The 18,318-nt window shown below is 42.2% G+C and carries 18 protein-coding genes; 13 read left to right on the top strand and 5 right to left on the bottom strand.

Annotated features, from left to right (window positions below; translation table 11 throughout):
- Position 1: 1 nt before the first annotated feature.
- Positions 2–460: a chemotaxis protein CheW gene (locus tag FET73_RS01830; RefSeq protein ID WP_154222202.1), complete on the top strand. Its 459-nt coding sequence runs from the start codon at positions 2–4 to the stop codon at positions 458–460.
- 4 nt (positions 461–464) lie between these two features.
- On the opposite strand, the gene FET73_RS01825 is transcribed toward FET73_RS01830, so the two are convergent.
- Entirely contained in the window at positions 465–1,220 is a 756-nt protein-coding gene (locus FET73_RS01825) for a 16S rRNA (uracil(1498)-N(3))-methyltransferase (protein ID WP_154222201.1), read from the bottom strand.
- A 46-nt stretch (positions 1,221–1,266) separates the two neighbouring features.
- Between FET73_RS01825 and gspG the strand changes: the two genes are divergently transcribed.
- The 8 genes from gspG to FET73_RS01785 are packed head-to-tail and all read left to right on the top strand — an operon-like array spanning position 1,267 to position 6,924.
- Positions 1,267–1,695 carry a type II secretion system major pseudopilin GspG gene (gene gspG, locus FET73_RS01820; protein WP_154222200.1) on the top strand — a complete coding sequence of 143 codons (429 nt, stop codon included), beginning with the start codon at positions 1,267–1,269 and terminating at the stop codon, positions 1,693–1,695.
- Positions 1,696–1,715: 20 nt separating this feature from the next.
- Complete coding sequence (locus FET73_RS01815) at positions 1,716–2,234, top strand: prepilin-type N-terminal cleavage/methylation domain-containing protein (RefSeq protein WP_154222199.1); 519 nt, start codon at positions 1,716–1,718, stop codon at positions 2,232–2,234.
- Positions 2,224–2,583: a type II secretion system minor pseudopilin GspI gene (gspI, locus tag FET73_RS01810; RefSeq protein WP_154222198.1), complete on the top strand. Its 360-nt coding sequence runs from the start codon at positions 2,224–2,226 to the stop codon at positions 2,581–2,583. The genes FET73_RS01815 and gspI overlap by 11 nt, the downstream gene beginning before the upstream one ends.
- Complete coding sequence (locus tag FET73_RS01805; protein ID WP_154222197.1) at positions 2,580–3,191, top strand: PulJ/GspJ family protein; 612 nt, start codon at positions 2,580–2,582, stop codon at positions 3,189–3,191. Before gspI ends, FET73_RS01805 begins: the two co-directional genes overlap by 4 nt.
- Positions 3,176–4,165 carry a type II secretion system minor pseudopilin GspK gene (gene gspK, locus FET73_RS01800; RefSeq protein ID WP_154222196.1) on the top strand — a complete coding sequence of 330 codons (990 nt, stop codon included), beginning with the start codon at positions 3,176–3,178 and terminating at the stop codon, positions 4,163–4,165. The genes FET73_RS01805 and gspK overlap by 16 nt, the downstream gene beginning before the upstream one ends.
- A 4-nt stretch (positions 4,166–4,169) precedes the next feature.
- Entirely contained in the window at positions 4,170–4,925 is a 756-nt protein-coding gene (locus FET73_RS01795; protein ID WP_154222195.1) for an NAD kinase, read from the top strand.
- A 6-nt stretch (positions 4,926–4,931) separates the two neighbouring features.
- On the top strand, positions 4,932–5,822 hold the full coding sequence (locus FET73_RS01790) for a 5'-nucleotidase (RefSeq protein ID WP_154222194.1): 891 nt from the start codon (positions 4,932–4,934) through the stop codon (positions 5,820–5,822).
- Positions 5,823–5,829: 7 nt separating this feature from the next.
- Positions 5,830–6,924 carry a peptidylprolyl isomerase gene (locus FET73_RS01785; RefSeq protein WP_154222193.1) on the top strand — a complete coding sequence of 365 codons (1,095 nt, stop codon included), beginning with the start codon at positions 5,830–5,832 and terminating at the stop codon, positions 6,922–6,924.
- Between the two features lie 24 nt (positions 6,925–6,948).
- Here FET73_RS01785 and gluQRS read toward each other — a convergent pair whose 3' ends face one another.
- The 3 genes from gluQRS to epmB form a co-directional block, all read right to left on the bottom strand.
- Positions 6,949–7,848: a tRNA glutamyl-Q(34) synthetase GluQRS gene (gene gluQRS / locus FET73_RS01780; protein ID WP_246172630.1), complete on the bottom strand. Its 900-nt coding sequence runs from the start codon at positions 7,846–7,848 to the stop codon at positions 6,949–6,951.
- A 17-nt stretch (positions 7,849–7,865) separates the two neighbouring features.
- Positions 7,866–9,917, bottom strand: coding sequence for an EAL domain-containing response regulator (locus tag FET73_RS01775; protein ID WP_154222191.1), 2,052 nt, complete (start codon positions 9,915–9,917; stop codon positions 7,866–7,868).
- A 192-nt stretch (positions 9,918–10,109) separates the two neighbouring features.
- Positions 10,110–11,081: an EF-P beta-lysylation protein EpmB gene (gene epmB, locus FET73_RS01770; RefSeq protein WP_154222190.1), complete on the bottom strand. Its 972-nt coding sequence runs from the start codon at positions 11,079–11,081 to the stop codon at positions 10,110–10,112.
- Between the two features lie 121 nt (positions 11,082–11,202).
- On the opposite strand from epmB, the gene efp reads away from it, so the two are divergent.
- Together efp and epmA are read left to right on the top strand one after the other, a co-directional pair.
- Entirely contained in the window at positions 11,203–11,772 is a 570-nt protein-coding gene (efp, locus tag FET73_RS01765) for an elongation factor P (protein WP_154222189.1), read from the top strand.
- Between the two features lies 1 nt (position 11,773).
- Positions 11,774–12,745: an EF-P lysine aminoacylase EpmA gene (epmA, locus tag FET73_RS01760; RefSeq protein ID WP_154222188.1), complete on the top strand. Its 972-nt coding sequence runs from the start codon at positions 11,774–11,776 to the stop codon at positions 12,743–12,745.
- A 52-nt stretch (positions 12,746–12,797) separates the two neighbouring features.
- Here the strand turns inward: epmA and FET73_RS01755 are convergent, their stop codons facing one another.
- The gene (locus FET73_RS01755) at positions 12,798–14,195 is read right to left on the bottom strand and encodes an SLC13 family permease (protein WP_154222187.1); all 1,398 of its coding nucleotides are present in this window, start codon (positions 14,193–14,195) and stop codon (positions 12,798–12,800) included.
- A gap of 93 nt (positions 14,196–14,288) precedes the next feature.
- Here FET73_RS01755 and FET73_RS01750 point away from each other — a divergent pair, with 93 nt between their 5' ends.
- Together FET73_RS01750 and FET73_RS01745 are read left to right on the top strand one after the other, a co-directional pair.
- Positions 14,289–16,373: an Ig-like domain-containing protein gene (locus FET73_RS01750; RefSeq protein WP_154222186.1), complete on the top strand. Its 2,085-nt coding sequence runs from the start codon at positions 14,289–14,291 to the stop codon at positions 16,371–16,373.
- Positions 16,374–16,383: 10 nt separating this feature from the next.
- Positions 16,384–18,312 (top strand): DUF1302 domain-containing protein, encoded by a 1,929-nt coding sequence (locus FET73_RS01745; RefSeq protein ID WP_179952053.1) that lies wholly within the window; start codon positions 16,384–16,386, stop codon positions 18,310–18,312.
- Positions 18,313–18,318 lie beyond the last annotated feature (6 nt).

Below are 18,318 nucleotides of genomic sequence, written 5' to 3'. Positions count from 1 at the left end.
TATGGAAAATGAGATCAGAGCGGTTTTGGTGCCGGTAGAAGAAGACAGAAAATTGTTGTTACCAAATGCCATGGTTGCGGAAGTCATGAGTTTGCGTGATCTTGAGCCATACGAAAATGTTGATGAATGGGTCTTGGGTAAAGTCACTTGGCGTGGTTGGGATTTACCGGTTGTTGATTTTGCTGTTTTGACGGGTGGAAAGAAAATTGAGCGTTTAGATAAAAGTTTCAATGTTGCCGTTTTGAAGTGTATAAATACACCAGAAAAACTGGCATATTTCGCTGTGTTATCTCGCGGTATTCCTAAGTTACAAGTGGTATCTCGAGGCGATATGCAGTTACATGAGGACAAAACCATAAACCATAACGCCATTGCGTCTTTGGTTTCAATTCATGAAGAGACTGCAGATATACCTAATATGAACTACTTAGAGCAAAGTTTGATTGTTGTTACACAATAATCAGTTATGTGAAGTCACCAAATAAAGTATGAAAGGCTGCCAATATCACTGGAGCAGCCGTTTCAGTTCTTAAAATTCTTTTTCCAAGTTGTATGCCAGTCAAGCCATTGTTTTGGAAAAGTTTAATCTCTTCATCAGAAAATCCGCCTTCTGGTCCAATAAATACGGAAAAATGCTTTTGAAGCTTTGCGGGTAAATTACTTAAAGTGGTTGGGGTCGTTGGCTCCAGAAAAATACCGTTATCGGCATGCGCAGTAATGACATCTTGCAAACGAGCAATCGGCTTGATTTCTAATAAGTCACAACGGCCTGATTGTTCACAGGCGCTGTTGGCTACTGACTGCCAATGTGCTTGTTTTTTTTGGTGTTTGTTATTTGGAATCTTTTGGCTGCAATAGGTGGTTAAAACCGGGATTAATACAGATGCCCCAAGTTCTGCGGATTTTTGAACCGTATAATCCATTCTGTCCCCTGAACTGATGCCTTGAATAATGGTGGCATTGATTGTTGAAGGCTGAGTTGGGTTTTTATTTTGCTTGATATTTGAGATGAAAACATCATGGCGTTGAATTTCACTCACTTCAGCATGGTATTCAACACCATCATGTGTAAAGAAAACCAATTGATGACCCTTTTTTATGCGTAAAACATTGCGTAAGTAATGGGCTTTTTCTCCTGAGATGGTTAAGGTGTCATCAACAGTAGAAGACAGGACAGGTAAATGTATTCTGGAAATTCTCAAAGCTTGTTTGGTGTTCAAATAAAAATAAGAATATAATCAATCTCATTCATTAAAACAAATAGATATGCAAAAAAACAAAAAACAACAAGCCGGCTTCACTTTGATGGAAATCTTGATTGTGGTGGTCATTTTAAGTATTTTAGCCGTTGCTGTGGTACCCCAATTCATGGATAAGCCTGATCAAGCCAGAATTGCTAAAGCGAAAACAGATGTGTCATCTTTGAATACAGCGTTGAGTATTTATAAAATGGATAATTTTTCATACCCGTCATCATCGCAAGGATTACAAGCTTTGGTACAAAAGCCATCCGGTACACCAGAAGCTAAAAACTGGAACCCCAATGGTTATATTCAGAAGCTGCCTAAAGATCCTTGGGGTAACGACTATCAATACCTTAACCCGGGCAACAGGGCAGCCATTGATATCTATTCACTTGGGCAAGATGGTCAACCGGGTGGTGAAGGCATTGATGCCGACATTGGAAACTGGTAATAAACCTGATTAAGCAAGAAATGTCAGCTGAACTTAAAAAAACATCTGGTTTTACTTTGTTAGAATTGTTGTTGGTTGTAGTGATACTGGCAGTTTTGACAGCCACGGGAGTACAGCTATTAGGCGGTCAATCTTATGAAAATAGGATGAAAGACCAATCCCAAGACTTAATTAAGCAATTGCATTACATGTGCGAAAAAGCGGTGTTTGAAAACAGGCCTTTTGCGATGGCGTTCAGTCAAAATGCTCACCAGCTATTGACTTACAGGAAACAACAGTGGTTCGTGGTCAACGACAAACAATGGCCATATAAAGCCTTAGATGAAGACTTTATGTGGGAGTTGTTTATTGCTGGAAAGCCACAAAAAATGGCAAACGAATTAGCGGCAGAACCGCATGTTATTTGTTATAACACCGGACAGATAACTGCTTTCGAGCTGCTGTTAAAAGCAGATTCAGCATCCGACTCTACTTCACAGTACCAAATAACAAGCGCTCAACCCAATCAGATTAAAGCAGGGTGGTTGGATGAATCGTAGTCAAGGGTTTACTTTACTTGAAGTGCTGATTGCATTACTGGTTCTTGGTATTGCATTGGCTGCATTGGTAAGAACGGGGCAGGTCAGTGCCGAAACAGTCACACAACTCGAACAACGAAGCGCTGCGTATCACGTGGCGGATCAAGCCTTGATGGGATTGTATCAGGCGAATGGATTAACCACAGGCCGGCATCAAGGGGAGCAATTATTCAATGACCAACGTTGGTATTGGTTGGCTGATGTTGAAAACACAGAAAATCCACGCATAGCCAAAATAACACTCAAAGTCGGTGATGATAATAAAGTGAGCCATGCTTTGGCTCAGTTGGTGGGATTTAAATCCTTATGAAACGTTGGAATAACCAATTTGGCATGACATTGTTAGAACTGCTGATTGCGACAGCCATACTTTCCATCATGGCAGGCATGGGTTTTGTAGGCACCAAAGCAATGACAGAAGCCTCAACGCGTGTCACTGAAAAGTCTCGTCAACTTCAGCAGGTTAATTTGGTGTTGACCCAAATCAGTAGAGATGTTTCCTTAGCTGTTAGCAGCAGATCAACAGGTTTAGCAGTTACTGACAGCGATTTTACTGGTGATGGTTTGCGTTTTGAATTGATTCGGTTTGAGCAAGCTTTGTTGCCTTCAGTAACTGACAATGAAACCGAAGCTTTGGGTGATGTCATTCAAGTGGCATGGTATGTTCGAAATGGCCAAATGTTTAGAGCACAAAGGCCATTGGTTCAAAAGCAAAACAGTCAAGCCTGGCAGCAACAAGCCATGCAGGAAGTCAAATACTGGCGATGCGAATACAAAGACTTTTCAGGTCAATGGTTACCCAATTGGCCAGGTCAAGCTACACAAGGTGTTCAATTGCCCAGCCAAATTAAATGCAGGGTAACGGCAACAGATGGTCGTGAATCAGATTGGATCATGGTTCCATGGCAAGAGGCATGATGGACAGCAAACAAAAAGGCATGGCCATGTTAACAGCTTTGCTGGTGGTGGCCATCGCTTCGGCATTGGCGACCAGCCTTTGGTATGGAACGGCATTGGATATGGCTCGGATGCACAATATTCAACAAGCTTATCAGGCAAAACATTTGTCACAGGGTCTGATGCTGTGGGCGAGTGACGTGTTAAAAAAAGATTATGAAGAATCTGACCTACCTTGGGATAACAACAACGACAACTGGTTGCAAGGTATCAAGCAAATTCCCGCTGATGGTACCATCATGTCTGGTGGACTGGTGGGTTTATCTGACTGTTTCAATGTCAATAACCTGTGGAGAAACGGTGAAGTGTCTGAAAACCATTACCAATACTTTAAGCGCTTGTTAAATTTATTGTCAGTCGATGTGGCCGTGGCCGAACAGGCGATCGATTGGATCGATGCAGATCAAATTTCAAGACCTCAAGGTGCTGAAGATTTTGCCTATTTGGCCAGCAGTCCCAGTTATCAAACTGGCAGTCAAGCGTTTTGGCATGAATCTCAGCTCAAGCTACTTCAAGCGGTTACGCCTGAAATATATGATGTTATTCACCCCTATGTGTGTGTTTTGCCTGCTCAGTCAAGAGTCACTAAAATGAACATCAATACGCTGCCACCTATTATGATTCGTGCTTTGAATCCAAGCATATCTGAAGCGCTGGCATTGAGTGTTTACCAGGATGGCTCGGCTTCATTTTCTCAATTGAATGCTTTTTATGAGCACAGTGAAATGAGCATAATCACAAGCAGGGCGGGCGTTAAAGAGCAGTTGACAGATTTGCTTTCTGTCCAAACGCGCTATATACAAGCAGAGGCAGAAGTGTTGATGGAAAGCAGTGTACACGACAGTTACATTTTACTGCGCCGAGGGGGGGATGGTGCTGCAGTGGCCTTACAGCGAGCCCAATCTCCATTTCGTTTACTTGATGCAGTAGAATAACCACATGAAATTAGCATTTTTAGCCAGTAAATCTGTCAAAGCCCAAAGGGCATTAAAAAGCTTGGTCAAGCGTTATGGAAACCATGAATTGAACCAGGCTGATGTGGTGGTGCCTTTAGGTGGTGATGGTTTTATGCTACACAGTTTGCATCAACTGATGGAAAAAAGTACACCTGTTTTTGGGCTCTCAAGGGGGACGGTAGGATTTTTGATGAACGCCTATCGTGAAGACGATTTGATTGAACGCATCTCAAAAGCCAAAGATACCGTACTGCACCCATTAGAAATGAAGGCCTTTCAGGTCAATGGACAAATCAAAGAATCTTTGGCAATCAATGAAGTGTCCTTGCTCAGACAAACAAAACAATCTGCCCACATCAAAGTAAAGATAAACGAAGACACCAAAATTGAACGCTTAGTGGGTGATGGCATCATGGTGGCAACACCTGCTGGCAGTACCGCTTATAATTTATCAGCTCATGGGCCTGTTATACCGATGGGGAGTGAAATTTTGGCAGTGACGCCCATCAGCCCGTTCAGGCCGCGAAGGTGGCGGGGGGCGATTATTCCTTCTCATGCGGTGGTGTCTTTCGAAATACTTTCTCACAGAAAGCGACCGGTCAGCGCCACATCCGATAACTTCGAAGTCAGGCATGTGTGCCGCGTGGATATACGGGCCAGAAAGGACATAGGTATTCATGTGTTGTATGATCCGCAACACAACCTAGAAGATCGCATATTGAATGAACAGTTTGAGTAACAACGCATGTTAACCATTGCCATATCATCACGCACATTATTTGATTTAAATGATGCCCATAAAGTGTTTCAAACTGAAGGTGTCGAAGCGTATTTGGCATACCAGCTGGCACGCGAAGATGTCCCATTGGAGCCTGGGGTGGCGTTTCCATTGGTAAAAAAACTGTCTGAAATCAGACACCCAGAGACCAAAGAACATTTGGTTGAAGTGGTGTTGTTGTCACGGAATTCAGGGGATGTGGGATTGAGGATATTCAATTCTATCGAGCATCATGGGTTGAAAATCGAACGGGCGGCATTCAGTCATGGGGAATCTCCTTATAACTATTTATCAGCCTTTGGTGTGCAATTGTTTTTATCGGCGCACTCACATGATGTGCTCAATGCAATTGAAGCAGGGCATGCAGCAGCACATTTAATGACGCGGAAAGCTTCTGTGGCCGCAGATGGGCCTGTCAGGTTGGCTTTTGATGGAGATGCTGTATTGTTCTCTGATGAATCGGAACAAATTTACCAAAAGTCGGGTTTGGCCGTGTTCAGGCAAAATGAACTGGATAAACACAACATTCCCCTCACACCCGGCCCATTCAAAAGTTTTTTAAAACAATTACACGACATACAAAGTTTGTTCCCAACTAATGAATCGCCCATAAGAACAGCCCTAGTGACGGCGCGCTCTGCGCCATCACATAAACGTGTGATACTGACTTTACGTGAATGGGGTATTCGAATCGATGAAGCGTTGTTCTTAGGTGGTCAGGACAAGTCGGCCTTTCTGACTTCTTTTAAAGCGGATATTTTCTTTGAAGATCAGCTTTCTTATGTTAAAACGGCGTCTGAACACACTGCCACAGGCCACGTGCCTTATGGTGTAACCAATCAAAATAAAAACAAATAGAGGATTTATGAAAAAGACTTTAGTGATTTTAATGCTTTGCTTTTTGAGTATGAGTGCAAATGCAACTACCGTTCGTTTTGAAACTAATGTGGGTAACATAGATATTGAATTATATGATGAAGAAACGCCAATAACCGTTTCTAATTTTTTGGCATATGTTAATTCTGGGAAATATGATGATGTGATATTCCATAGAGTAGCTTTAAATGGTATTCAAGTGGTGCAGGGTGGTGGTTTTCGACACCAAAGTGATGGAAGGTTTTCAGTAGTTGCTACAAATCCACAAATAGTTAATGAGTCTGCAGTTTCAAATACTCGAAGCACTATTGCAATGGCAAGAACTGAAGATCCAAATAGTGCTACTAATCAATGGTTTTTTAATGTAAGTGATAATTCATTTCATCTTGATGAAACCAATAGCAGAGATGGTTATGCTGTTTTTGGAGAGGTGGTGGATGGTATGGAAGTTGTTGATTTAATAGCATCTTTACGGACTCTAGATTTAAGGGTGAGTAATTTAGGTGGGTCAGCTTTAAATGTGCCCAGTTATTTATTTTATGGAAGTATGAGGTCCAGTAGCTTTTATACTAACTTGGTTGAAGATTTAACGCAGTTGGACGACAGTCACTTTATTACTATCGTTAAAGCTTATGTTCTAGAAGAGCCTGAATTCAAAGTCAATGCGGGCATTTCAGGTGGCTGGTTCAACCCAGCCACAAACGGCCAAGGTTTCTATTTTGAAATGTTGCCTGATGCCAATGCGTTGTTGGCGGCTTGGTTTACCTATGATTTGTTCCAACCTGAAGATGAAGTGGCATCAACCATTGGACACCCAGGACACCGCTGGTTCACTTCTCAAGGCACATTTGATGGAAATACCTTTTCTCAGCCTATCGCTCTGACACGGAATGGTTTGTTTGACAGTACAGATGCTGTAGATTCCTTTGCCACCGGTACTTTAACCATTGAGTTTAATAGCTGTACAGAAGCAGAAGTGAGTTATGAGTTTGATGCCGATAATGTTGAGGGTAGTTTTCCAATTACTCGTTTGTCAGGAGACAATGTGGCTTTGTGTGAGGAATTATCAGGCATTGCGCAATAAAATTAAACGACTGAGGCACGGTTTTTAGTCGAGCCGTGTCTCAGAATCAAAAGTCACTTCTTTAACCGAAGGGACTTTTTTTATGTCCCAATTTTCTATACCCCAACGCAGCATGTGACCTTGATTCTTAATCGTCAGTTTGGGTGGTTCTTGACCCAAAACTTGCAGCGCCATTCTTGTCAGTTCATAGCTGTCTTCACCATATATTTCTTTGGCATGGTTTTGTTTGCTGAGTTTATTGCCATTGGCATAAGTGAGGACAGGGAAGTGGGCATAAACTGGTGTTGTAAGGTTTAATGTTTGTTGGAGGAAAATTTGTCTGCCAGTTGAGTCGAGAATATCAATCCCTCTGACCACTTCAGTGATGCCTTGTTTGGCGTCATCGATTACCACAGCCAACTGATAGCATATCAAGCCATCTTTGCGTCTGATGTTAAAATCGCCGCATTGTTTTTGAATGTTTTGACTCTGAGTCCCTTGGATTTTATCGATAAATACAAAGTCTTGATCTGGGGCTTTGATTTTAATGGCATGCTCTTGTGTGCAAGGGAAAAGGTTGTTTTGACAAGTGTTGGGGTATATGTCATGTTGAATCAACATTTTGCGAGTACAAAGGCAGGGATAACAATGCTTGTTATCAATCAAATATTCTAATGCCTTGAAGTAATCATGCTGCTGAAGTTCATGGCTCTGGTAAATCACAGGTTCATCAGAAACCATATTAAACCGAGTTAATTCCTTGATGATGGCCAGGTCTGCGCCTGGTATGGCTCTGGGTGGGTCGAGGTCCTCAATTCTAAGCAGCCAAACACCCTCATGAGATTTGGCTTGGCAGTAACTTGCAATCGCGGCAACCAAAGAGCCAAAGTGCAGGTTTCCAGAAGGAGAGGGCGCGAATCGCCCCCTGTATGGTGTGTCTTTCAATGGATTATTCAGGGTTGTTATTCAGACTGTTCCATATTAGGCCCTGGAGGCGCAATGAAATTGCCTTGAACATAGTTGACTGCCATTTTCCACATGATGCTCATGGTATTGGCATCTTCGATTTGTTCACAAATTACTTGTTTGCCCAAGGTATGGGCTTTTTCTATTAAATCTTTGACCTTGCCCTGATTTTCCTCGTTGTTAGACAGGTCTTCCATCAAGCTGGAATCTACTTTCAGTACATCAACAGGAAAGTGTTTCAGTATGCTGAAGGAGTTGAGTCCAGAGCCAAATTTTTCTACTATAATAAAGCAATGAATTTCTTTCAAAGCTTTAATGATGGGTTTCATGGTTTTGGCATGGGTGACCAGATCACTTTCTTTAATTTCAAAAGACAATTTATCGCCACCAACACCAAATGTTTTGAACTGTTCCATCAACCACTGTGGGAATGACGTATCAGTTAAAGTGTGATGGGATAATTTGACAAACAATTCGACATCTTTGTTGCTGCTTTTTATGGCTTGGATGGCATTTTTTACTACCCAGCGGTCAATGTCCTTAATGAAGCCATATTTTTCAGCAACTGGAATGAATTGAATCGGCGAAATTAAATCTTCCCCAGAAAGTAGGCGAACCAATACTTCATAATGTTCTTGCTCATCACCTTCGATGTTGATGACTGGTTGATAATGCAGTTTGAATTTGTCGTTTTGTAAGCCGTCAGTGATGCGGTCAATCCAAGCCTTTGATGCTGCTTTAGCGAGTTTTTCTTCTTCTGCAGGATCAAATGTTGCTATGGCATTGCCACCTCGTTCTGTTAATTTTTCAATTTGTTGGGTTAATAATTTGATTATGGAATTAGGTGTTTCAGACTCTTTGGTGATTTGAGTCACTGCCAAGCTGATGGTACAGTTGATAGATGTGTCACCTGCACTGAAAATTTCTTCTGCTACCATGGCACGTAATTTTTCAGCAACCCTTTCTGCTTTTTCAATGGGCAGTTTGATTTGTAAAATAAAGGTCGATCCTGCATAACGGCAGTAGGTCACATCATTACCTAATTTGTTATTCAAAAATTCTGACAGGCTGACTATAAATTGGTCATAATTACCAATGCCATGCGCTTTTTTGATTTTCTCAGCATCATCTGCTTCAACCATAATCAAGCTGTCACCTCGAGAGGTTTTGGCATCGTCAATGGCATTTGACAGGTACTCATGATAGTAACTTCTGTTGAAAAATTTGGTGAGTAAATCTTTGTTTTTGATTTCAAAAAGTTCTTTCTCAACTTCTGGGTCAGCAGATGGGATGTTGATAATGAATTGTGCGCATTGCTCACCATTGATGGTGGCATTGGAAAAGTTGATGATGCCTGAGAAGGTTTCTCCGTCGGCTTTTTTTAATAAAAATTCCATGTCTTCATCAGGCAGTATGTGTTTGCTGATGTCTCGCAATACGGTTTTGGCTTTTTGTAAGTCTTCTTTAGCTATCAGATTCAAGAAGGGAGTGACTTCAAGTTCTTCAACATCATCATAGTCAAACAGTTCATGATATGACTGGTTTGAATAAACATGCATGCCATCATGGATATAGGCAATGGCTTGTTTTGATGAGTCGAGCAGTAAATCACAACGTTTTTCAGTGTGTTTGAGTTCCAGTGCCAATTCAGTGTTTTTTCTGCGCTGCTTTAAGCTTTCCATCTCTCTGTGAACGCAATGTTTCATGTGTTCAGGAAGTTTTGCTGTGCAATAACTGTTGCAGCCATTTTCGATTGATTCTTGAACCAGGTCGGCATCAAAGTTTTCTAATAAGGCAATCACTGGAATGTCTTTGCCCATTCTTTTAATGTGGTCGATAGTGGTTAATACAGGTAAATCATTTTGCAGTTGTTGGCACAGAACGATGTCGATGGGTTTACGTTCTAAGATGCCCAGAAGTGCCTCTTCATCAATACACCGAGTGGGGCGAACTGCTATCTGGTAATTCCGTAACAGTGACAAAATACGTTCAGCTTCTTCTTCTGATTGATGAATGATTAATAAATTGATGGATTTATCTGATACCAAAATGGTCTCCTTAATTTTTTATACACAGTCAATTGAGCATGATTATATCTTTTTTTAAGCAGATACTGAAATGTCATTTGCTCAAAAAACAGCAAAACCACAAGGGATGACACAATTTGTCACAAAAAATCTTGTTTATTTGAGTTTTTTTGAAGATTTATCGAAATTTAAAAAGGGATGTGGCTTCAGGATTCAAGGATTATTGATCCAAGTTTTGCTTTTTTGGCCTTTAATTTCAGCGGTGAGTTTTGGTACCAGGTACCCAGGTAAGGCTTCTTGTAATTGTTGGTGCAAGTTTTTGGCAAGTGCTAAAGGTACGTCAAAATGACTGGCATTTTGAACTTTGTCCATGACATGCAAGTAGTATGGTATTACCCCAAGGTCATGCAGTTTGTGACTGAGATCGATGAGGGTTTTGGCTTGGTCATTAACACTTTTTAAGATAACACTTTGGTTTAGCAAGGTGACATTTGCAGATTTTAAATCACGTATGGCGCAACGCGCCTCTTGACTGAGTTCTTGGCTGTGATTGATGTGTAGAACCAAAACTTTATTGAGGGTTAAGGTTTTGATGTAGTTGATAAAGTCGGAGTCAATCCGTTCAGGTAATACCACGGGTATTCGACTGTGAATACGTAAGGTTTTGATGTGTGGTAGAGCCAATAATTGATCACTCAAAGCTTTTATTGTTTTGGTTTGAATGGTGAGCGGGTCGCCGCCGCTGAGAATGACTTCGTGGATGCTTGTATCTTGTTTAATATAATCGACAGCTTCTTTCCAATTGTTGCGTGGAGCAAAATTGTTGCTGTACTCAAAATGACGTCTAAAACAATAGCGGCAATTCACCGCACATGTTCCACTGGCTATTAACAACACACGGCCTTTGTACTTATGAATTAAACCCGGTGACTGGCTGGCATCAATATCGCCCACAGGGTCGGTTTTGAAGCCAGGGTGCAGCTGTTGTTCTGATGGTTGTGGTATGTACTGCAAAGCAATGGGGTCAAGTGGGTTATCAAGGTCGGCTTGTGTCAGTTGTGACTCGGTGATAACGGTAGGAAAAAGCAGGTGACCTGATTCATGGAAAATGTCAGTTTTTTTAATGTCCTCAAGTTGGGTTCCTTTGAGTGCTGTTTTCAGGGCATGTTGCCAAGGTTTAGACATAAGGTCATTTAAAAAAATCAGGCATTTTAACACAGCACGTTGCTTAAGCTTTACTGATAAAGGAAATGCCACTTTGCTGTGATATAATTTCGCCCTTTAAAATTTCTAGAACGGAGTATCTATGTCAACATTCAGTACCAGTCAATTCAAAAATGGCTTGAAAATATTATTGGACGGTGATCCATACAACATCGTTGACAACGAAATCGTCAAACCAGGTAAAGGTCAAGCTTTTAATCGTGTAAAGATCAAAAATCTGCGTACTGGTAGAACCATTGAAAAAACGTTCAAATCGGGTGAAAAAGTAGATGGTGCTGATGTGATGGAAAAAGAGATGCAGTACCTGTACACCGATGGTGAGTTTTATCATTTTATGGACCCTGAATCCTTTGAACAATTCGAAGCCTCTGAGACGGCTGTTTCTGACTGTGTGAAGTGGCTGAAAGAAGAGGATATTTGTACTGTTGTGTTATGGAATAATGCGCCTTTGACTGTTGTGCCGCCCAATTTTGTCGAGTTGGTTATCACAGAAACAGACCCTGGTTTGCGCGGCGATACCTCTGGTGGCGGTGGCAAACCTGCGACTTTAGAAACGGGTGCAGTTGTTCAAGTGCCATTGTTTGTTCCAGAAGGTGAAACGATTAAAGTTGATACCCGTTCTGGTGAATACGTTGGTCGTGTAAAAAAATAAAATGACAGCCCCGAAATGGATGCCAGAATGCCCGCTTTCTGCTATTCAGAAGCGGGCTTTTTTGTATCAAAAAATACGTCAATTTTTTGCTGATAAAGGTGTGATGGAAGTAGAAACGCCGGTGCTATCACGCCACGCCAACACGGACAGGCAAATTGATGTTTTCTGCACTCAGTCCATCAACAGTATCGATGATTTTGCCTATTTGCGGACTTCACCTGAATTTTTTCATAAGCGTTTGTTAGCCGCGGGCTCAGGCGATATTTTTGAAATCGCGAAAGTCTTCCGATTGGGAGAGCAGTCACATTTGCATAACCCAGAATTCAGCATGTTGGAATGGTACCGCCTAGACTTTAAGTTGGGTTGTTTAATGAAAGAAATGGCGGCATTGATGCAAAGTTTGTTTGTGGCTTTTGGGTTGCCTGAACTGCCTGTCAGACACCAGACATTTACACAGCTATTCGAAGAATATGTAGCCATCAACCCATTCAAAACAACGCAGAAAAACTTGAATGATTTGTCTGTTGAATATGGATTTCATGGTGCAGATTTGTCTCGAGATGAGGCTTTGGATTTTTTATTTGGTGTGGTGATTGAACCAGCATTGCCTGAGGATGAGCTGTTGTTTGTTGATCGTTTTCCAGCATCTCAGGCGGCTTTGGCGCAAATTGACCCAGACGATGCCAATGTGTGTTTGCGTTTTGAGTTGTTGTGGAATGGCGTGGAATTGGCCAATGGCTATCAAGAGTTAACTGACGCAACAGAGCAAAGAACGCGCTTTAAAGCGGATAACGAATGGCGAAATTCTCATGGGAAAAGGGCCAAACCCATAGATGAAAACCTGTTGGCCGCTTTGGAAGCCGGTTTGCCTCAATGTTCAGGAGTTGCTGTTGGTTTGGATCGCTTGTTAATGCATTTGATGGGTGCTGGTGGTTTGTCGGCCATATTGCCTTTCTCTGCCGACAGGGCATAGTCCCACCTTTAAACTAAAAGGTTAATGCAACAGTCTGGTTTATTGGGTGTTTTTAAATAAACCAGGTACAGATGCAAGCGATTAAAAGTGCGCCAATGACATTAAGTTTCCAACCCTGTCTAATCATGTCTTTCATGGTGATGTGTTCGGAGGCATAAATAATGGCGTTAGGAGCGGTGGCTACTGGCATCATAAATGCACAGCTTGCGCTGATGGTGGCGGGCAGCAGTAATTGGACCGGTGGTATACCCATGGCTTCAGAAGCAGACATCAAGATGGGTAATACCAAGACGGTTGTAGCCGTGTTGCTGGTGATTTCAGTCAAAAAAGTGATGGTCAAACAAATGGCCAAAATGACAACAAAAAGTGGTAAATCCTTCAAGAAAAGCAACTGTTCAGCGAGCAATGTGCTGAGGCCTGTGGTTTTAAAGGCGCTGGCAATGCAAATGCCACCAGCAAATAAAAGTAATATGCCCCAAGGAATGGTGTTGGCTTGCTCCCAAGTCAGTAGCTTTTGACCCTTGCCATTAGGAATTGAAAATAAAGCAACAACAGCCAATAGGGCGACAGATGCATCATTGGCGGCAGGTAAGTCAAACCATACCTTCCAGCCACCAAAAGGTGCTGTGCGGGTTATCCAGAAAATGGCTGTAGCTGCAAAAAGCATCAAGACCCTTTTTTGTTCTGTTGTCAGTGGCTGGAGTTCAATGGAATCAGCAGTGGTTTGATTGTTACTGATGTTGAGACTCAATACCCAGTACATCAGTGGAAAAAATATCAGCCAAACAGGCAAAGACAGTCGCATCCATTGAACGAACCCTATTTCGCCTAGGCCGCTGTTCTTCATGATTTCTATCATGACTAAATTGGGCGGTGTGCCAATGGGCGTGGCTGTACCGCCAATACTGGCAGCATAAGCAATGCCCAAGAGTAAAAATGTACCAAATCGAATCGAGTTTTGTGATTTTATAACAGCCAAAGCTATCGGAAGTAGCATCAGTGTTGTTGCCGTGTTTGAAATCCACATGCTGAGTAAAGAGGCTGTCAGCATAAAGCCAAGTAATATCTTTTTAGGGTGGTCTGTACCCACTTGCTTCAATATCCGTTGTGCTATGTATAAGTGTGTGTTGCTGTGTGACATGGCTGTTGACAGTAAGAAGCCGCCCAGCAGCAATAAAATCAAAGGGCTGCCATAGGCCTGTCCCACTTGGGCAGGTGTCAAAATGCCAAGCAAGGGAAAACAAGCCAGCGGAATAAGCGAGCTGACAGGAATAGGCAGCCATTCAGTTACCCATAATGTGGCAGTTATCAGGGTAATTGATACGGTTAACCACTGTAGGCTTGTGAGCCATCCTGAAAGGTTGAGGGCAAATAATATGGCAGCCAAAAATGTCAATATGAATAATCGTTCAAAAGAAGCGGTGTTCTCAGTACCTTTGCGTATGTTCATGGTGAAATAATTAATGTTTTTTTAATGTTTAGACTTGTAATTTTACTGCAATAAAAATTAAGATGTTGGGTGTTATTAACTTGGGGACTATAAATGAAAATAAAACCAATCCTTATGCTGACATCTGTGTTGATGTTGTTACAAGCATGTAGCAGCAGCAACAATTCACCCAGTGCGGTGGATGCGCCACCAGCGACCAACCCAGATGGCACTTTGGTTACGGGCGTAATCACAGCAATTTTTGAACCAGCCAGTGGCGACCCGACAAAGGTGCCTTTACCTACCAATTTGTTTTTTAAAGACACTACTGATTTAACATTAAATATTCCAGTTGAGGATCCAAACAACTATTCAGATCCTTTGGTGTCTTTGAATGGCTTGGATGGATTCAGTACCACTTCACCTTGGGCGACCAACTTTTCGGTGCCAATGACTCCGGCATCAGTTAATCCTGCGACAGTACGATTGTTTCAGGTTTCATTAACTGGGCCTGGCGGTGGCGTGACCGGTATTCAACAAGAAATGACTTTTGGTGTTGATTTTGTGGCTGTGGCCAATGGCGCCAGCATCAATATCGTACATTTGCGTCCTTTGCAAGAAATGACTACTTATATGGCTGTTTTGACCAATGGTATTAAAGATTCTGATGGCAATGCGGCAACTCCAGATCAACAATATTTCATCTCTAAACGCACGTCGCCTTTGGTTGATGCCAATGGTAACAGTACAGATCCTTTGTTAGATAATGCAACTGCTCAGGGTTTGGAAGGCTTGCGTCAATTGACCAATTCACAAGAGTATGCTGCTTCACAAGTGGGCATCAATCCTGATGACATCGTTTTGTCATGGACTGCGACAACACAGTCCATTACCCCTGTGATGTCTGCTGTGAAAGCGATTTCAGGTCCTGGTCAAAGTGTGATGGGCCCATCGGGTGCCAACACTTCTTTGATTGGTGGCGCAGGTATTGCTGATATTTATGTCGGCACAATGACCACACCTTATTACTTAGAAGCGCCAACTGCTGCTAACCCAACTGCTGCCTTAACAGGTCGCTGGCAAGCTGCCCCCGGTCCGTATATGCCTCCTTTCGATGCATTCGGTTTAGACCCTTCTTCAACACATGTAACAGTAGCTAAGCCAATTCCTGTGGCAAACTCAATAGAGAACATTCCCGTGTTGATGACTGTGCCCAATGCAGCTTCTGGCATGACCAAACCAGCTGAGGGTTGGCCTGTGGTTATTTTCCAACATGGCATCACTCAAGACCGTACGAACTTGTTAGCGATTGCAGACACCATGGCCTCATTGGGTTATGTTGTGGTTGGTATTGATTTACCTTTACATGGTATTACAGACCCTACAAATCCGTTATACATTGAAAATTCGCCTTTTGCACCTATCTCAAATGAACGGACGTTTGATATGGATTTAGATCAAGACGGCGTGATTGATTCATCTGCAGCTCATTATATTAACTTGACTAATCTTTTGGTTTCTCGCGATAACATCAGACAAGGTGTGGCAGATGTGTTGACCTTAACGCACACCATTCCTTTGATGGATATTGATATGGATGGATCTCCTGATTTGAATGCTGCTAATGTTTCATTCTCTGGATTGTCATTAGGTGCGATTACAGGTGTTAATTACTTGGCATTGAATCCTGATGTTCAAAGTGGTTTCTTGTCAGCACCAGGTGGCGGCATCACAAACTTCTTGATTGCTTCACCTTCATTTGGTCCCAGCATTTTGGGCGGCTTGGCAGCCATAGGAGTTAACCCTGGAACAACTGAATTCAACTTATTTGTTTTGGCAACCCAAACGTCTTTAGATTCAGCTGACCCAATTAACTTTGGTGCCATGGCAACAGCTAATCACAACATTTTGGTTCATGAAATCCTGGGTGACAATGTGATTCCGAATGCAGTGGCGAATGCGCCGCTGTCAGGGACAGAGCCTTTGATGGCAGTTATGGGATTGATGAATTATTCTGAATCTGCTTTTAATGCCGACGGCTTAGATGCTTCAGTAAGATTTTCTCAAGGTTCGCACAGCAGTTTGTTAAACCCTGCTGACGGTCCTGCTGTGACTGCAGAGATGCAAGGTCAAATGGCTGCATGGATTTTATCACGCGGCACTACTTTGAATGTCAACAACACTGACGTGATTCAATAAGGAGCTGATGATGAAAAACACTAAATTAAAACTAAATAAATTAAAAGCAGCCATGATGATGGTTGCCCTGGGCGCAACAACAGCTCCAATGGCAAAAACATGGGACAATGGAGACTGGAGTTTCAGTGTTGATACCACTTTGTCTTATGGCGCCTCATGGCGAGTTGAAGACCGTGATGACCGTTTGGTTGGTAAGTCAAATATCAATCCGTTTGTTGGTGCTTTGCCTTTTGAGCAAAGGTTGGCGGCTCCTGGTCGTTGGTCTAACAATGGTGACAACGGCAACCTGAATTATGACAAAGGTGATTTGATTTCTAATGCCGCAAAATTCACTTCAGACATTGCTTTTTCGTATAAGGATTGGGGCGGTTTCTTCCGTGTGACTGGCTTTTATGACTTCGAAAATGCAGACAACGATAAATTATCTGAAGTGGCCAAAGAGTTTGTAGGCGAACGTTTCCGTTTGTTAGATGCGTATGTTTATAAAGACTTTGCTGTCGGCGAACGATACGGCTCTGTAAGATTGGGTCGTCAGGTTGTTTCTTGGGGTGAGTCTACATTTATCCAACAAGGTATCAATGTGATAAACCCTGTTGACGTATCAAAAATTCGAGTAGCGGGTGCTGAATTAAAAGAAGCATTTTTGCCAATTGATATGTTGTCTATGAGCTTTGACATAACAGATAACTTGTCTATGGAAGCGGTTTACATGTTTGAGTTTGAGCAGACAGATCCAGATCCAATGGGAACTTATTTTAGTACCAATGATTATGGAACGCCAGGCGCTGAATACGTGTCTTTGAATTTTGGTACAGTACCTGAGCTGTATGATTTACAAAATTTTATGAATGTACCAGGACTAGAATCTCTGTCTAGCGGTATCATTCAAGCCAATGTACCTCGCTCTGTTGGACAAGGTGCCAGCGATGACGGTCAATTTGGTTTGGCATTCAGATACTACTCTGAAGCTTTGAATAACACAGAGTTTGGTTTGTATTACTTGAACTACCATTCACGCTTACCAGTATTAAGTGGTATTGCTGTTGGTGATCCTAATGCACCCATTGCTCCTTTTTTAGAAGGTGTTGATTTACCAGGTTACTTAAGTAATCCTGCCTCTCCTGCTTACCCATTTGGTCCTGCTTCACCGAATTCAGCGACGTACTTCACTGAATTCCCTGAAGACATCGACTTAATTGGTTTGAGTTTTAATACCACAATTAACAGTTTGGGTATGTCACTGCAAGGCGAATTAAGTTATAGAGATAACGTGCCTTTACAGTTTGATGATGTAGAGTTGCTGTTTGCGGCTTTGTCGCCATTGAATGCAGCGATTCCAGCACCTTATGACCGTTTTAATTCTCAGCTGGGTCAATTTGAACCACGTGACTATATCAGAGGTTGGGAAAGACATGAAGTGTCTCAATTGCAGTTCACTGGAACCAAATTATTCGGCCCCAATGACTTTTTTGGTACAGACCAAATCGCTTTAGTCGGTGAAGTAGGCTTTACCAATGTTTGGGATTTACCAGATACATCAGTCTTAAGGTACAACGGCCCAGGTACTGATACCAGTGGAGGTGCCAGCGTTGTTACTGGTGGTAGCAGTCGTAATCCAGTAACAGAAGCGAACGAATTTTTTGCCACTTCTTTTTCGTGGGGATACCGTTTAATCACAAAATTCGATTATAACAACGCTTTTGGTACAGCTTGGAACGTGTCTCCACGTTTGGGGTTCAATCACGATGTTAATGGCACCACGCCAGGGCCGGGTGGTAACTTCATCGAAGGCCGTAAATCTGTGACCATAGGTGTGACAGGAACCTACTTAGAAAAATGGAGTGTTGATGTAAGTCACACACGTTTCTCTGGCGCAGGCATACATAATCAATTATTTGACAGAGATTTTGCATCAATCAATGTCAAATATTCATTCTAATTACGG

Origin of the sequence: Marinicella rhabdoformis, from assembly GCF_009671245.1 — a bacterium.
GTDB lineage: Bacteria > Pseudomonadota > Gammaproteobacteria > Xanthomonadales > Marinicellaceae > Marinicella > Marinicella rhabdoformis.
This window is presented reverse-complemented; position numbering and strand designations above follow the sequence as displayed.